The 16,780-nt window shown below is 39.4% G+C and carries 13 protein-coding genes, 1 other RNA gene and 1 pseudogene; 13 read left to right on the top strand and 2 right to left on the bottom strand.

Annotated features, from left to right (window positions below):
• Nucleotides 1-15: 15 nt before the first annotated feature.
• The 10 genes and pseudogenes from tpiA to MHZ95_RS21000 all read left to right on the top strand — a co-directional run.
• A complete protein-coding gene (gene tpiA / locus MHZ95_RS13125; protein WP_239391143.1) occupies nt 16-777 on the top strand; it encodes a triose-phosphate isomerase in 762 nt (253 codons plus the stop codon).
• A complete protein-coding gene (gpmI, locus tag MHZ95_RS13120; protein WP_239391141.1) occupies nt 770-2,296 on the top strand; it encodes a 2,3-bisphosphoglycerate-independent phosphoglycerate mutase in 1,527 nt (508 codons plus the stop codon). The genes tpiA and gpmI overlap by 8 nt, the downstream gene beginning before the upstream one ends.
• Before the next feature lie 14 nt (nt 2,297-2,310).
• Nucleotides 2,311-3,606 carry a phosphopyruvate hydratase gene (gene eno, locus MHZ95_RS13115; protein WP_239391139.1) on the top strand — a complete coding sequence of 432 codons (1,296 nt, stop codon included), beginning with the start codon at nt 2,311-2,313 and terminating at the stop codon, nt 3,604-3,606.
• Between the two features lie 256 nt (nt 3,607-3,862).
• Nucleotides 3,863-4,093 (top strand): preprotein translocase subunit SecG, encoded by a 231-nt coding sequence (secG, locus tag MHZ95_RS13110; protein WP_239391137.1) that lies wholly within the window; start codon nt 3,863-3,865, stop codon nt 4,091-4,093.
• A gap of 87 nt (nt 4,094-4,180) precedes the next feature.
• A complete protein-coding gene (locus tag MHZ95_RS13105) occupies nt 4,181-4,927 on the top strand; it encodes an alpha/beta hydrolase (RefSeq protein ID WP_239391135.1) in 747 nt (248 codons plus the stop codon).
• 43 nt (nt 4,928-4,970) lie between these two features.
• On the top strand, nt 4,971-7,313 hold the full coding sequence (gene rnr / locus MHZ95_RS13100; protein WP_370643032.1) for a ribonuclease R: 2,343 nt from the start codon (nt 4,971-4,973) through the stop codon (nt 7,311-7,313).
• A gap of 54 nt (nt 7,314-7,367) precedes the next feature.
• A complete protein-coding gene (smpB, locus tag MHZ95_RS13095) occupies nt 7,368-7,835 on the top strand; it encodes an SsrA-binding protein SmpB (protein ID WP_239391134.1) in 468 nt (155 codons plus the stop codon).
• A gap of 234 nt (nt 7,836-8,069) precedes the next feature.
• Nucleotides 8,070-8,433: a transfer-messenger RNA gene (gene ssrA / locus MHZ95_RS13090) on the top strand.
• Nucleotides 8,434-8,621: 188 nt separating this feature from the next.
• Nucleotides 8,622-11,009: a P-loop NTPase fold protein gene (locus MHZ95_RS13085; protein ID WP_239391133.1), complete on the top strand. Its 2,388-nt coding sequence runs from the start codon at nt 8,622-8,624 to the stop codon at nt 11,007-11,009.
• Nucleotides 11,010-11,226: 217 nt separating this feature from the next.
• A pseudogene (locus MHZ95_RS21000) lies at nt 11,227-11,421 on the top strand (hypothetical protein); the annotation flags it as partial.
• On the opposite strand, the gene MHZ95_RS13080 reads toward MHZ95_RS21000, so the two are convergent.
• Nucleotides 11,408-12,598 (bottom strand): AIPR family protein, encoded by a 1,191-nt coding sequence (locus MHZ95_RS13080; protein ID WP_239391132.1) that lies wholly within the window; start codon nt 12,596-12,598, stop codon nt 11,408-11,410. The pseudogene MHZ95_RS21000 and the gene MHZ95_RS13080 sit on opposite strands and share 14 nt — an antisense overlap.
• Nucleotides 12,599-12,684: 86 nt before the next feature.
• Here MHZ95_RS13080 and MHZ95_RS13075 point away from each other — a divergent pair, with 86 nt between their 5' ends.
• The 3 genes from MHZ95_RS13075 to MHZ95_RS13065 all read left to right on the top strand — a co-directional run bounded on the left by MHZ95_RS13075 (nt 12,685) and on the right by MHZ95_RS13065 (nt 15,208).
• On the top strand, nt 12,685-12,948 hold the full coding sequence (locus MHZ95_RS13075; RefSeq protein WP_239391130.1) for a helix-turn-helix domain-containing protein: 264 nt from the start codon (nt 12,685-12,687) through the stop codon (nt 12,946-12,948).
• A 518-nt stretch (nt 12,949-13,466) separates the two neighbouring features.
• Complete coding sequence (locus MHZ95_RS13070) at nt 13,467-14,405, top strand: DUF2971 domain-containing protein (protein WP_239391128.1); 939 nt, start codon at nt 13,467-13,469, stop codon at nt 14,403-14,405.
• A 497-nt stretch (nt 14,406-14,902) separates the two neighbouring features.
• Nucleotides 14,903-15,208 (top strand): hypothetical protein, encoded by a 306-nt coding sequence (locus MHZ95_RS13065; protein WP_239391126.1) that lies wholly within the window; start codon nt 14,903-14,905, stop codon nt 15,206-15,208.
• 709 nt (nt 15,209-15,917) lie between these two features.
• Here the strand turns inward: MHZ95_RS13065 and MHZ95_RS13060 are convergent.
• A complete protein-coding gene (locus tag MHZ95_RS13060; protein ID WP_255726780.1) occupies nt 15,918-16,571 on the bottom strand; it encodes a GntR family transcriptional regulator in 654 nt (217 codons plus the stop codon).
• Nucleotides 16,572-16,780 lie beyond the last annotated feature (209 nt).

Here is a 16,780-nt window from a genome sequence, read left to right as displayed (position 1 = left end):
GTGGAGGGAATCGATTTGCGAAAACGAATCATTGCAGGAAACTGGAAAATGTATAAGACAGCTGAAGAGGCTAGAAGCTTTACGAAAGAAGTACTTGGAAAAGCACCTGTATCAGACAACTTAGAAGCAGTTATTTGCGCACCTGCATTATATTTACCTGAACTTGTCCAGTTGACAAATGGGTCATCTATCGGGATAGGCGCCCAAACGATGCACGAGGTGGATGAAGGGGCTTACACGGGTGAAGTGAGCCCGGCGATGCTGGCTTCTGTCGGAGTCGATTATGTCGTTCTTGGCCACTCGGAACGCCGTCAATATTTCAATGAAACGGATGTAGCCGTCAATCGGAAAGTCCAGGCTGCATTCAACCATCGATTAACACCAATCGTTTGTGTCGGAGAATCGTTGGAAGAACGTGAAAGTGGAAAAACGGTGGAACTTGTCGCGAACCAAGTGAAACAAGCTTTTGAAGGAATTAGCGAAGACTTAGCAAAAACAGCAGTCATTGCGTATGAACCGATTTGGGCAATCGGAACCGGAAAAACAGCGACTGCGGAAGATGCGAATGAAGTATGCGGTGCAATCCGTGCGACCATTGCTGAAGTGTACAATGCAGACGTGGCAGATCACATCCGCATTCAATACGGCGGCAGCGTCAAGCCGGGTAATATTAAGGAACTCCTCTCCATGGACCATATCGATGGTGCGCTAGTCGGCGGCGCAAGCTTGGAGCCAGCTTCCTATTTGCAGTTGCTAGAGGCGGGCGCACATGAGTAAAAGTCCTGTAGCGCTCATCATTTTGGATGGCTTTGGCCTCCGGGATGAGCGGCTTGGCAATGCGGTTGCTCAAGCGAATAAGCCGAATTATGAACTGTTATGGGATAATTATCCCCACACCACATTGACAGCGTGTGGCGAAGAGGTAGGTCTTCCTGAAGGACAGATGGGAAACTCAGAAGTGGGCCATTTGAATATCGGAGCCGGCCGCATCGTCTATCAAAGCTTAACGCGTATCAATAAGTCAATCCGGGAAGCGGACTTTTTTGACAATGAAGCGCTCCTTCGCGCAGTTACCCATGCGAAAGAACGTCAATCCGCGCTTCATGTCATGGGATTGCTGTCCGATGGCGGCGTACATAGCCATTATGAGCATCTGTTTGCATTGCTCCGACTTGCCAAATTGAATGGCATTGAAAAAGTGTACATCCATGGATTTTTGGACGGGCGTGACGTTGGGCCGCAGACCGCCCTCAATTATATCGAACAGACAGAAAAGGTCATGCAAGAGCTTGGCGTCGGGAAGTTTGCCAGCATATCCGGCCGTTATTATGCGATGGACCGGGATAAGCGTTGGGAGCGGGTTGAAAAAGCGTACCGCGCCATTGTCGATGGGGTTGGACTCACTGCTGCCACACCGACTGCGGGCGTTCTCGCCTCTTATGAACGTGAAGTGCATGACGAGTTTGTTGTGCCGTTCATCATCGAGGAGCTTGGAAAACCGGTGGCAACGGTGGAAGATGGGGATGCAATCATCTTCTTCAACTTCCGTCCGGATCGTGCCATCCAGTTATCCCGTGTCTTCACGGATCCTGCGTTTGACGGTTTTGATCCCGGAGAGAAAAAATTTACGGACTTGAAATTTGTCACGTTCACACATTATAGTGATGAAGTGGCTGCAGATATCGCCTATGGCAATGAAAATCTGGAAAACACGCTCGGTGAAGTGATCTCTCGCAAAGGATTGACGCAATTGCGCATCGCGGAAACCGAGAAATACCCGCATGTCACCTTTTTCATGAGTGGTGGACGGGAAGAGAAATTTGAAGGGGAAGACCGGATTCTGATCGCCTCTCCAAAAGTGGCAACGTATGATCTGAAGCCGGAAATGAGTGCATTTGAAGTGACGGACGCATTGATCGAAGGGATTCAAGAAGATCGGTATGATGCGATCATTTTGAACTTTGCGAACCCGGATATGGTCGGTCATAGCGGCATGCTGGAACCGACGATCAAGGCGATTGAAACCGTCGATCTCTGTCTAGGAAAAATCATCGATGCATTGACGGCAAAAGGCGGCAAGGCCATTGTGACTGCCGACCATGGCAATGCGGATGAAGTGACGACGACAGACGGTGCACCGATGACCGCTCACACGACAAATCCTGTCCCTGTCATCGTGACAGACCCGGATGTTGAATTGCGTGAAGGTGGAATACTCGCAGACCTTGCACCAACAATGCTAAAATTATTGCAGCTCGAACAACCGGTTGAAATGACCGGTAAACCATTATTTTAAAAGGGGAGACAAACATGCCAATTATTTCAGTTATCCAGGCAAGAGAAGTGCTTGATTCACGTGGGAATCCAACTGTTGAGGTAGAAGTATTCACAGAAAGCGGTGCGTTCGGGCGAGCGATCGTTCCATCCGGTGCTTCAACGGGGGAATATGAGGCAGTCGAACTGCGCGACGGCGATCAAGATCGCTATTTAGGAAAAGGCGTTTTAAAAGCAGTGAATCATGTTAATGAAGTCATTGCCGATCAATTGGAAGAAGACTATTCCGTCCTCGACCAAATTTCGATCGACAAAGCGCTGATCCAACTTGATGGTACACCAAACAAAGGGAACTTGGGTGCCAATGCAATCCTAGGTGTGTCCATGGCGGTTGCACGTGCAGCAGCAGATTATTTGGATATCCCACTTTACCAATACCTTGGCGGCGTCAATGCCAAACAATTGCCAGTACCGATGATGAACATTCTGAACGGCGGCGAGCATGCGGATAATAACGTTGATATCCAAGAGTTCATGATCATGCCGGTAGGCGCGGAATCGTTCCGTCACGGTCTCCGTATGGGTGCTGAAATTTTCCATAGTTTGAAAGCTGTATTGCAAGCGAAAGGCTTGAACACAGCTGTAGGCGATGAGGGCGGATTCGCTCCAAACTTAGCGTCTAACGAAGAAGCTTTGTCTACGATCATTGAAGCGATTGAAAAAGCGGGCTATAAGCCAGGCGAAGAAGTGCTTCTAGCGATGGACGTTGCTTCATCCGAGTTTTATAACAAAGAAGAAGGTACTTACAATCTTGCAGGCGAAGGCATCGTGAAAACTTCCGAAGAAATGGTCGATTGGTATGCCGAGCTTTGTGAGAAATATCCGATCGTTTCCATCGAAGACGGTTTGGATGAAAACGACTGGGCAGGTCACAAATTGCTGACAGAACGTCTTGGCAACAAGGTTCAACTAGTCGGCGATGACTTGTTCGTAACAAATACAGAAAAATTGGCACGCGGAATCGAAGAAGGCATCGGCAACTCGATCCTCATCAAAGTGAACCAAATCGGTACATTGACAGAAACATTCGATGCGATCGAAATGGCGAAACGCGCAGGCTACACAGCAGTCATCTCCCACCGTTCAGGTGAATCGGAAGATACGACAATCGCTGACATTGCAGTGGCAACAAACGCTGGTCAAATCAAGACAGGTGCGCCATCTCGTACAGACCGCGTTGCAAAATACAACCAATTGCTCCGCATCGAAGACCAATTGGATGATACAGCACAATACCTAGGTGCGAAAACATTTTATAATTTGAAAAAATAATGTGTGAATGAAAAACCCGCTGCGGCGGGTTTTTCATTGGTTCGAAAGTCCTGAGTTGCAATCAACTTGGCGTTGAGTGCAACCAAATCACTCATAACTGCAATCAAATAGAGTCCGAGTGCAACCAAACGGTTCATGAATGCAACCAAATGGGGAAACTAGCACCATTTGCTAAATTGACGCTATAGGTTGTATCGAAGGCTTGTCTTTGGTAAAATGATACGTATGTGAAGTTCGAATCAGGAGGTGGAACAGAATGCACGCTTTACTGATGACGCTGCTTGTGATCGTAGCACTTTCGCTAATCGTAGTCGTATTATTGCAATCCGGGAAAAGTGCTGGTCTTTCAGGGGCGATTTCCGGTGGTGCTGAACAACTATTCGGAAAACAAAAAGCGCGTGGACTTGATCTCGTTCTTCAACGGGTAACAGTTGTACTTGCCATATTGTTTATCGTATTGTCAATCGCAATCATGAAGTTCGTCTAATGATTACGAATTGGTGAAATATTGAATAGATCACTATCGCCTGACCGTCCGACTGGTCGGGCGTTTTTTGTAGGGAGGATAATATAGATGAGAATTGCGCAGCCAAAACCATTTTTCATTGAACAAGGAAAGCGGGCCGTTTTGCTTCTCCACGGATTCACAGGAACTTCAGCGGACGTCCGGATGCTCGGGCGTTTTCTAGAGAAAAAAGGCTATACATCACTCGCCCCTCATTATAGAGGGCACGGTGTTCCACCGGAAGAACTAATACATACAGGGCCGGAAGATTGGTGGATGGATGTGCTTGCAGGCTATCAACAACTGAAAATAGCCGGTTATGAAGAAATTGCCGTCGCAGGATTATCACTTGGAGGCGTATTTTCCCTCAAAGTAGGGTATAACATGCCCGTGAAGGGAATTGTCACGATGTGTGCCCCAATGTCCATGAAAACGACGGATCTGATGTATGAAGGCGTCCTGAAATATGCGCGTGAATATAAGAAGTATGAAGGAAAAAGCGAGACAGAAATCGAAAGAGAAGTAGAGGCATTGCAACACCAATCGATGCCTTCACTCGCAGATCTTCGCGGACTGGTCGAAGATGTTCGCAACCATGTCGATCACATATATGCACCGCTTTTCGTTGTCCAAGCGACAAACGACGAAGTGATCGATCCAGACTCTGCAAACATCATTTATAACGAAGCCGAATCGGAAGATAAACAAATCAAATGGTATGAAGAATCTGGGCATGTCATTACACTCGGACCGGAAAAAGCACAGCTTCATGAAGATATTTTCGAATTTCTTGAATCGCTCGATTGGTCCGTGTGAAAGGAAGTAAAAATGACCATGCTAGGTCTATGTAGGAGGAGGGATGTACTTGGATCAATTTGATCAGGACATGCAAGATAAGTTACTGTCCATTATGAAAGAAGAATCTTATAAGCCGCTCACTGTCCAAGAAATCCAGGAATTGATGGGTTATGAACAGGCAGCGGAATTTAAAGAATTGGTGAAAATGCTCGTTCACCTCGAGCAAAAAGGAATCATTATCCGTTCCCGGACGAATCGCTATGGCGTTCCCGAGCGTATGAATCTCGTTCGCGGGAAATTTATCGGCCATTCAAAAGGGTTCGGTTTTGTCACGCCGGAGACGGAAGGGATGGATGATATTTTCATTCCGCCCCATGACGTCAATGGAGCGATGAACGGGGATATCGTCCTTGTCCGCGTAACAAACGGGACATCAGGCGATCGCCGGGAAGGGACCATCATCCGTGTTGCAGAACGGAAAACGACGAAGATTGTCGGAACTTATCAGGATAATCGAGGATTCGGTTTTGTCATCCCGGATGATAAAAAACTGCCGATGGATATTTTCATCGCCAAAGGGAATGCACTGGATGCAGTCGATGGCCATAAAGTCGTCGTGGAAATAACGGATTGGCCGAGTGACTTGAAATCGGCAACCGGTATGGTGACACAAATTTTAGGCCATAAAAACGACCCTGGCGTAGATATCATTTCGATCATCCATAAGCATGGCATCGAAGTCGAATTCCCACCGGAAGTAATGGATCAGGCGAATAAAATCCCGGAAGAAGTGCAAGAACAGGACTTGTTCAAACGCAGAGACCTGCGGGATGAGCTGACGATCACCATTGATGGCGCCGATGCAAAAGACTTGGACGATGCCATTTCCGTTGAGAAGAATGCCGATGGGACGTATAAATTGTCCGTCCATATTTCGGATGTCAGTTATTATGTAACGGAAAACTCACCGATGGACGAAGACGCGTTTGACCGTGGTACAAGTGTCTACTTGACGGACCGCGTCATTCCAATGTTGCCGCATAAGTTATCGAACGGGATTTGTTCCTTGAATCCGGGCGTTGATCGACTGACGTTGACTTGCGAAATGACCATTGACGGTAACGGGAAAGTCACCGACCATGCAATCTTCGAAAGTGTCATTCGCTCGAAAGAACGGATGACGTATAGTGACGTCTACCAAATCATCGACGAAAAAGACGAAGAACTTTCGGCGAAATATGCACATATCGTTCCAATGCTCAATGATATGGCGGACTTGGCCAAAATTTTGAAACAAAAACGGATTGACCGTGGAGCGATCGATTTTGATTTTAAAGAATCGAAAATCCTTGTCGATGAAAAAGGTTGGCCGACAGACATTATCATTTTGGAACGTACCGTCTCAGAACGACTCATCGAGGAGTTCATGTTGGCGGCGAATGAAACAGTCGCAGAGCATTTCCACTGGATGCAAGTGCCATTCATCTATCGGATTCACGAAGATCCAAAAGCGGAAAAACTGACGCGCTTCTTCGAGTTCTTAACGAATTTCGGCGTAGTCGTTAAAGGGACGGGCAATAAAGTCCATCCGCGCGCTTTACAGGAAATCGTCGAGTCGATTGCAGGATTGCCGGAAGAAACGGTTATTTCAACGATGTTACTTCGTTCCATGCAACAGGCGAAGTACTTTGATGAAAGTCTCGGTCACTTCGGTTTATCCACGGAGTTCTATACGCACTTCACTGCGCCGATCCGTCGCTATCCGGACTTGATTGTCCATCGTCTGATCCGCACGTACTTGATCGAAAAAGATGTATCTGGGCAGACGCTCGCACATTGGGCTGCTTCATTGTCTGAAATCGCTCAGCATACATCCGAGCGGGAACGACGCGCAGTTGATGCGGAACGCGATACTGAGTCATTGAAAAAGGCTCAATTCATGCTCGATAAAATCGGGGAAGAATTCGAAGGGGTCATTTCATCCGTCACGAACTTCGGTATGTTCGTCGAATTGGAAAACACCATCGAAGGACTCGTACACGTCAGCTATATGACGGACGATTATTACCGCTTTGACGATAGACAAATGATGATGATCGGTGAACATACCGGCAAACAGTTCCGGATCGGTGACGAAGTAACCGTGAAAGTGGCTGCCGTCAAACCGGAAGAATCCATCATCGACTTTGAAATCGTCGGCATGAAACAATCGTTCCACCGTTCACGCAAAGAAAAGCCAAAAGTCATCCATGCCAAGAAAAAGCAGGACGACAACCAATCACGTGGTAAATCCAAAGACAAAAAGTCTGGAGACAAAAAGAAATCAGGCACGTACAATAAAAAGAAAAAATTCTACGAAGGCGTCGCCAAGAAATCGAAAGGCAAGCCGAAAAAGAAAAAATGACGCTGGGACGGCTGTTGCCGTCCCCGGGTTTCAATATAAAAGAGGGTGAATGAGATGGCAAAAGGCGCAGGAAAAGTGGTCGCAGTCAACAAAAAAGCGAACCACGATTTTGCAATTGAAGAAACAATCGAAGCAGGCATCGTCCTACAAGGAACGGAAATCAAATCCATCCGTAACGGCAAAGTGCAACTACGGGACTCGTTTGTCCGCATCCGAAACAACGAAGCGTGGATTTCTAATATGCACATCAGTCCATACGACCAAGGAAACCGTTTCAACCACGATCCGCTCCGATCCAGAAAACTATTGCTCCACAAAAAGCAGATCAGCTCACTAATCGGTCGCACGAAAGAGCAAGGCTTCGCAATCGTCCCACTCAAAATGTACTTGAAAGACGGCTTCGCCAAAGTACTGATCGGCATCGGAAAAGGGAAGAAAGACTACGACAAACGCGAAGACCTCAAGAAAAAAGAAGCCAAACGCGAAATGGCCCGCGCACTCAAAGACAAGCAACGCTATTGATTTTTACGTAAAAATGCGGTATACTAGCTATAGAAATTCAGTTCAGAAGCCTTTAAATGTAAGTTCAAAAAGGAGGACAAAAAGAGCCGAGGAGTACTAGGAAGCGTAGCTTTGAGGACCGGAGCGTATTTACATACGTGAGGACCGGAAAAGCAAGCTGACAACGTAATCCGACAGCTATTTTTCCCGGACTTTTTGAACATCCATATTCGGCTATCCTGACATCCTCATAACGGGGACGTTACGGATTCGACAGGGGTCGTCTGAGCTTGAGTTGCGCGTCGGAGGGCTCGGCTCCGTCAGAAACGGCAGTTTATAATAACTGGCAAAACAAACAACAACTTAGCATTCGCAGCTTAATAGCTGACTGAATCTGCCTTGCAGTTCCATCGCCCATGTGGCATTGTAAGGCTCACTTATTAGTGGGATACGACGGCTGTTGCCTCCTGAGGCAGACGGAAGAGATTCGCAGGATAGCGTACAAGACGCCCTGATTGTCGGCATAATGATACGCGAAACGCAAATAGACAATCTACACGCGTAGATGCTTGAGTGTTGGAGCCTCTGGACGCGGGTTCGACTCCCGCCGTCTCCATAGTTAAATATGGTGCAAATGCAGTTGTATCAACGTTTTATAAAGATAGAGATATTGAACGGGAGTTGTACTCTTGGGCAATATCTCTTTTTTTATACCTAATATATTTAGTGGAAAATATTGGATATTATTAAATGCCGAATTTTTTTGAGAACCAGTCATGGTATTAAATAGGGGGAATGAGGTGTCATATGAGGTCTACTTTAAATCAAATAGTCATATCTGCGATAGTAGCAGTAATAATATTTAATTCAATAGAAGTTAATTGGAAAATCTATTTATCTATATTTATTGCACAAGGTCTACTAGTACTAATTAACTTTGCTTTTTCTAAAAATCAAAGCTTTTTCAAGTCTCTAATAACAGTTAATATTGTATTTTTTACCACGTATAGTACTAAGCAAATTATAGAAAGTGGAGCCCCTGTGCAAACGGTATGGGGTGAATTGGCCTTTATTAGTATACTGGATATTCTCTTAGTGGCGGCTTTCTTTTTAGTATTAAATACTGTTTCTCAAGAAGACAGAGTGCCTTTAAAGCCTCTTTTAATTGAAAAACGAGAGCTAGATTTAAAACTATTAGAGCACTATGTTGAAACTTTTCAAATAATAGGCCTAAATGGTCGCTGGGGAACTGGGAAAACCTTTTTAGTTAATGAATTAAAGGAACGTTTGGGAAATCGATATGAGTACATTGAAATTGATTTATTAACATGCAATTTACAAGAAATGCAGTCTACTCTAATTAATAAATTTGAAGAATTATTGTACCACAATCGGATCATGCCGAAATACGCAAATAAAATGAAGAATAATATTACTACGACATCCTTTATTTCAAAAATACAAGACTTATTGAATTTAGTTTTAAATAGTAGTGATTCAAATGCTGAAATTTTAAAAGGCTTCCAACAAGAAATGGAAAAATTGAAGAAGAGAATCATCGTAGTATATGAGGATATCGATAGGATTAATAATCCCGATGTATTGAGAGAAATCTTTGCAATCTCAGAAAAAATTGCTAATGACCATATCAAGGTTATGTATCAATATGATGAACAAGAATTAAAGGCAATGGGTTTCACATCGAATTATTTGGAAAAATACATTCCATTTAGAATGAATATCACAGAGTTACATTTTACAGAGATTCTACAATTTGAGTTACAACATATAGATGAATCTGTTCTTTCAATTGATGATTTCAAATATTTAACTTTACAAAGTACTCGTTTTAATATACTTAGTGAATTTTTTAAAGTTGGCAATGAATACAATCTTTCGATTGAGTACATACCTATAAGAAAATTGCAGCATATGATTAATGAAATTGTATTGGTGTTACAACAGAAGAAGAAAATTTATAGTAAGAATAAAGATACCGTAATTAGCTTCTATGTGTTAAAGCATCTCTTTACAGATAAATATGAAGAAATAAATATAAAAGAAAGCCTGTTTGAGACCTTTAAATTTTCACACGAAGATAAACAATATACAATTATTGATTTAATTGCACTTGATTCAACAGATGAAACGACAGTACAGTTAGTTCGAAATATTTTTAAGGAAGAAGAAAATCGTATAAATTATAGTATCTTAAAGCTGTTTAATTACGATATAGTTAACCCCATGCAGTTTGAAGATACAATTCGATTTGAAGGGATAAAATTGAAAGCTAAACATGGCAATGAAAAGCTAGACCGTGTTGTTTGGAATTTATTATATGAAGGAAAGTCCGTATTTACAGACTATGAATTTGCAGTAGAAAAAATGTGTGAAGATGTATTAAGAGAGCCATTGGCAAATCAAAAACAAGCATTTGAAGAATTTTGGAGTTATTTCTATTATGGAGATCGGTATGTAATGGATCACACTACAATATTTAAATTTGGGAGAGATCCATACTTGCATTTATTTGAATGCTTTAAAGTAGTAGAGGTGACAGAAGAGAATCGATTAAGGTTAATCGATTTTTATTTTGAATGCACCAATGTAAAAACTTTTAACCCAGATGTACTGAAATGCATGAATTATAATCCGTTAAAAACAAAAAAAGAGTATTTGAAAGTAATTAGCTATTTAAATGAACTAGATATAGTAGGCAATTTTGAAAAGCACCCAGAGTTTTTAAGGTTCTTACAAACTTATATGCAGGCTTTGACTAGATTGAGTATCTGTCATGCATCAGAGTATTTCGATGACTATTCTAAATTTGATCAAGTAGATTCACAAATAGTTATATTAGAAAGGCTTAAAACCCAATTAGTAAATACAAAAAATCGACACCGAAGTATAGGAATAGTAGCAACACAAGAAGATTTGACTATTATTATTACCTTTTTGAATAAATTGATAAAAATTATCCAATGCGACCTTAGCATGGCTTTAAATAGTCGTGATACTTTGGAAGTAAATATAGAGGTTAATAGAAGTCATTTGGAAGTGTTTGATCAATTTAGAGATCGTTTGGATGAAGAAATAGATCTTACCACTGTAGTTAAAGATCTTAACGAGAGTTATCTGAAAGGTGAAATTTCTATATATCAATTAACTGAATTAGTGAAAAGAATAGAACTATAAATAAACCATAAAACCAAAGTGGCACAGCTTCTCTACCTTAGTTGTCGCTTTATCTATTTAGTTAGTTGCGATGAAAAAAAACGTAATAAATAGGGTTCTTAAATTTATTACGGATCAATGTTCCAGTCTACAGGGATACGTACTAGAATATACAGGTCATTCAGTTACATTCATACAACATGAAGCTTAAAATGGATCGAGGCGTTTAGTAGAAACTGCTCAACCTCATCAAAAAGCTACAGATGCACTATCTGTAATAATTAGAGAAAATTATGTGTCATTATTAATTGATTTTGAAATTTTAGAAGTGAAAGATTTAATGGCACGAAGGGACAAGCTACAAAATAGAAAAGCAGCTACTAATTTGTTTAGCAACTGTTTTTCTAAGTGTTTATTCTTTAGTTTCCTTTGAGTTTTTCTAATTGAATCTGCAATTTAGCTGTGTTTACAGCGTCATAATTTTGAGCCCAGAGAGTTGCACTTTTTCCAGCACTTTGAGGGTTATTACCAAGTTGTCTTGACATTTCAATTGTATTGTTAACTAATTTAGTTTTGATATTCTTCCAAACTTCAATAGGATCTACTTCCCATTCGAGTTTATTGTTAGATTCCTTAATTAAAGCACGGAATGATGCGATAATCGGGAAAATTAGACCTTGAGAAATTTGGTAAAGTGTTTCTTCTTCCAAAAATTTAGTTGTAGTACCATTTTCTTTTCTATCTACCCCTTTTAAACTTCCAAATCGTCCTGTAGTATTCATTTCAAGATAAGCTGCTGGCATATCTTTTTCAACCTTGTCGTGTATTTCTACGATTTTAGGTAGCAAAGGAGCTATTAACTTATAAGGATTATTGGCTTTTTCATATTCGTTTAAATAATCTTTTAAAACTTGAGCTTTACCACTGTATGCGGAAATAGGTTGTATATTTGAATTACTAGGGAATTTGTAAATATTAAAACAGAACATTAATCGAACAAAATCCTCTGAATCTAATCGCTTGTCTGTTTCATTTTCTCTGTAGGAAATCTCATTAGTATAAGGTTGACCTTTTAAAACTTCTTTAACAAAAGCAAATTTTTCGGCTAACTCAGCAATTGCTTTATCAGAAACTTGTGCACTTGTGTTTCTAGCACTTGCCAGCTCATCAATATTTCTGACTGATGTCATAACTTCTAGATGAACATATTGTTTAATATTTTCTTGAATTTTCCCACGGTGCTTTAGTATTGCATTATATGTGTGACCACCATCTAATACGCCGTATAAAGTTTTAGAAACTTCATCGTCTTCTCCAAGATTTAAAGTAACTTTTCTATTAAGGGTATCGACTTTAATATCTTTAGCTGCAATTAAAATGCCGCGATTGTTTACAAAGAATGATTCATCGCTAGAAGTGATAGCATTAGCAATTTTTTTGTAAACTTTTGTTTTATCGTTTACATCTCGTGGATTCACATCTGTTGGTAGTCCTTTGGGAATTTCATTAAGATCAACCCAAAAATGGTAAACCATCCGTTTATCATCTGGATAAGGACTTTCCATAGAAACATTTTTTTTGTACTTGAAAACTTTATTTACGTTGCTCATAACAGCACTTCCTTTTTTGTATTTTTGTAGCTAGCTATATCTTATTACATAAATTTGGTGGTAAACATGTACCGGGGGTTCCTATTTTGACAAAAAGAAAAAATATTTATGCAGACGACCGGATAATTAGAATGGGAGAACGTTTAAGAGAACTAAGAAAATCTCGGAAATTAACAATATCTCAACTAGCTGAACAAATAGGATTATCCGATAGAATGGTAAGTAACTATGAAAGAGGGGAGAATGCCATTTCTTTAGAATTTATAATCAAAATCTATGAATCAGGAGTATTTGAAGATCGAAGTTTGGAAGAACTACTTCGATTTTTCGTAGTAGAAATTTATACATAGGTGTAATAGTTGTCGAATCACTTTTATTTTTCAATAATTTTTATATTTTGCTGATAGTGACTCATAGCCCTTAAACAGAGTCATACGTTTAAAACAATTGTACGCCATGGAAAGTTTTTAAAAGTTTCATAGGGAGCTTATGACCATTAAAATCCAAACGAAATAAAGTGTATGAACGATTGGGTATATGACCACATACCTAAAAATTAATTTTTTCTTTTTGTCCCAGACAGGTTAGGGGGAGTTTTTTCTTTCGTTGGACAAGATTAGAAAAAACAAGAGGGGATGCAAAATGGTTGGAAGAAATAGCTGAGCACTCTCCTTGGTCAAACATTTTCTTTGGAGCGAGTATCCTGAAGAAAACTTACTAGCAAATAAATTTTGCTAGGGAAGATTCATTTAAATCTAAAGAAATTGGATATGGCTCTTTATATACCTACCCTCATAGCTATTCATGTATGAATACATGAGTGGTTTTTCTTTGGTATTATATTTGTAAAAGAAGGGAAGGAAGTACAATGTGGAAGGGAAGATATAAAGAGTTAATGTTTTCAGATGATCTAACAAAAATCGATACGGATGAAGGGTTAAAATTAAAACTTTTTAAAATCCCGTCGTTATATAAGTATCGTGCTATTAATTGTTGGTCACTGGAAAATTTAAAGCGTGACACAGCTTATTTCAGTAAAGCGACTGATTTTAATGATCCATATGACAGTGCATTGACTATTGATAAAAGCACTATTTTTGAAAAGAAAAATAAAGTTGCGTTATTAAAAGTGTTTTGCGAAAAGTTCAATGTTAATTTAAGTGAGGTAGAATTGGTTTTTGAGAGTTTGGATTATAAAGGAACTTTGCAATTCTTTTTATATCATTACAGTCCATATAAAGACAGTCCAGAACTTGTACCTGGAATTGTTGATGAATTTATGAAAGAAGATGGTGAGTTATACAATGATTATGTATCATCCATCTCAAAGCTTCATCAGGGAAAAGTATTCGCTTCATGTTTTAGTGAGAGCGAACTATCAATGTTGATGTGGAGCCACTATGCAAATAACCACTCTGGAATGTGTATTGAATATGATTTTAACGAAATGGACATGAGTGATGAGGCTATATGGGGCCTTCATCCAGTAGATTATATCGAAGAGTTGTTGGAGTTCAAAGATTACGCAGAAGAGGTCAGTGAAAATCCAATGCTCATTATTCAACCAGCAATATCAAAGTCAATCGAATGGTCATATGAAAAAGAATGGAGAATGATTTTTATTAGTGAACAAGGAGTAGAATCTTTTAACTATAAGATTAGTAAACCGAAAAGTGTTATTTTGGGTGCAAGAGTAAGCGAAGAAGATAAGAGTGAAGTTTTGGAAATTGCTAAACAAAAAAATATACCAGTGAAGCAAATCCAATTAGATAGAAGTAAATATGGATTGACAACAGTTGAACTTTAAATTGAACAGTCGTTGTGGCTACTCTTCAATGTGTTGGTAAATACCTGTGGTAAACATTTCCACTCACGCTGTGATTAGTGTAGAGGGAGGTGACATAACTATGAGTCAAGAAAAGTTGAATCAGGAAGATAAAGAAGCAATAGTGAGAGCAATCACATTTTAGTTGGAGAATTATGTTTGGAAAGACCTTGTTTCAAAAGATGAAGGTGCAGCCAATGACGAAGATTACAATTTAAGATATGTTACTAAGTAGCTTGATCTTAAATTACCAGTCAGAATTCTACAAAGACTTTAATAACAGGTTTGCAATAACCTTGAGACTCATATTATTTTTATGTTGTCGGGTTAAGTAACTAATACATAAAGGTCACGTCTATTAAAGGTGTGACTTTTTATTATACAAGTAGGTATTGATTTAGTTGCGGATTTCTTCTTTTCTGTCATTTACAGCCATTTGTTATTTGGTACAATTAGAATTAAATTGGAGTGTGATAATTATGGAACGTAAGAGTAAGCAGTCATATAACGTGAAGAAAGATGATTTGATACGATTAGGTGTAACTGTTGAGAAATTATGTAATGCTTTAATAAAAAACGAGTATGGCGAATACAGTATCGATAAAGATGATATGTTCATATTGCCAGCTCTCCTAATAATAGATGGTATGCAAGAATGGCAAGAATGGCATAATATAGGGTTAAGAATTAATGTTATCGGCGAAGGGTATGATAAATTCGAGATTTACAATTTAAAGGAACAGCAAGATAAAATTGATAAAGCAATTATGAATTTAAACTTTTAATAGTTAGGTAATTAAGTAGTCACATCATAAACCCTTGGAAACACCGGTATTAAAGCCTTTCATGAGACGGTTGGTTCGACTCCCGCCGTCTCCATAGTAAGATATGGTACAAATGCAGTCGTATCAATGGTTTATGGGGGTTATACGGGGGCTGTACCTTTGTTGAATCTCCCTGTTAAATTCCTTACATATTTACATTATTCACTTGACCTTCTAGTTAATGAAAACTAGGGGGTTTTTTGTGTCTGAAATAGGAACAGAGAACATGGCATATTTGCAGTGGATGAAGTTATGGCAGTAAAACCATTTGAAAATCACAAGTCAAGGCGAAGCATGTTAACAATTAGAAATTAGAAACGCATTAGTAACAGTATTTTGATCCGACAAGCATAAGACAAAGCAACGGAGTAGCACTTTTTGCTCCGCAGTTACTTTGACTTATTACTCGAGCATCTGTTTCTTGAAGTTAAATGAGCGTCCATCCAGAATGGAAAGTAATGGTTATTTAAAAAATCTCATAAAAAAAGAAGATCCTAGGTCAGTTTTTCTGACCTAGGATCTTCCCATAACTATTAAATTATAGTCAATAAAAATTCTTTACCAACTTTCATTTGACAAAGGACCGTAAAGTCCTGTTTAGAAATGAAAATAATGCCGGAAAATCCTATTAAATCTAGAATCAGAATTTTTATTATCCAACTTATTGAAATTATAATTCTTTTAACATATCTAATAATATTTTGTAAGCTTTATGTTTATGATTTTTTGTTCGTTCTGCAGCTAATTCCGCATCTCTTTCCTTTAATGCATTAAGAATTTCAGTATGTTCCTCGATTGATTTTTGCAACGTCTCTGTTGTATGGAAAATTTTAGGGTATCTATTTGAGTAATCCCAGAGTTCAAAGATGATTTTATAAAGTCGAGAGTTATTGCAATGCCTATAAATATATTCATGAAATTTACGGTTGTGTTTCGCATATTCTTCAAACTGACAATCTGTTGAAGTTAACATTTCTTTAGAGCTTTCAATCATTTTTTCCAAGTTTTCCAAGTGGAAATTTGTAAGATGATCAACAGCCAATTGAGTAGCGAGAGCCTCCATATATATACGTAATTCAAAAATTTCCCGTATTTCTTCTTCGGATAATATACTTACAATGGCACCAACATGAGGCACTAACTGCACGTATCCTTCTAGGGATAGCCTTTGTAGTGCCTCTCTCACTGGAATTTCACTGACACTAAATTGATCCGCCAAATGTGAAATAATCAATCTTTCCCCCGGGGCAAATGTTCCATTCATAATTTCATTTTGAATACTGCTGTATACCTTTTCTGTTTTAGTGCGATACCTAGTTTTCAGGATAAATCACCCTTTTAATTATTTTATAGCGAGATTTACAGAATATAAACTTTATAAAACAAATATTATCATAATATCTTGTTTCGATCAATAATATATTATTTGGAAGATAAATATACTATTGACAAATTAAATATATTGGATATAATCCAGATATATGATTATTAAATACAGAATAGGAGGATTAATAAATAAATTTGTTATTTAGT

The organism is Sporosarcina sp. ACRSM, assembly GCF_022346545.1.
GTDB lineage: Bacteria > Bacillota > Bacilli > Bacillales_A > Planococcaceae > Sporosarcina.
The sequence above is the reverse complement of the archived record's forward strand: the minus strand, read 5'-3'. Positions and strand labels throughout refer to the sequence as shown.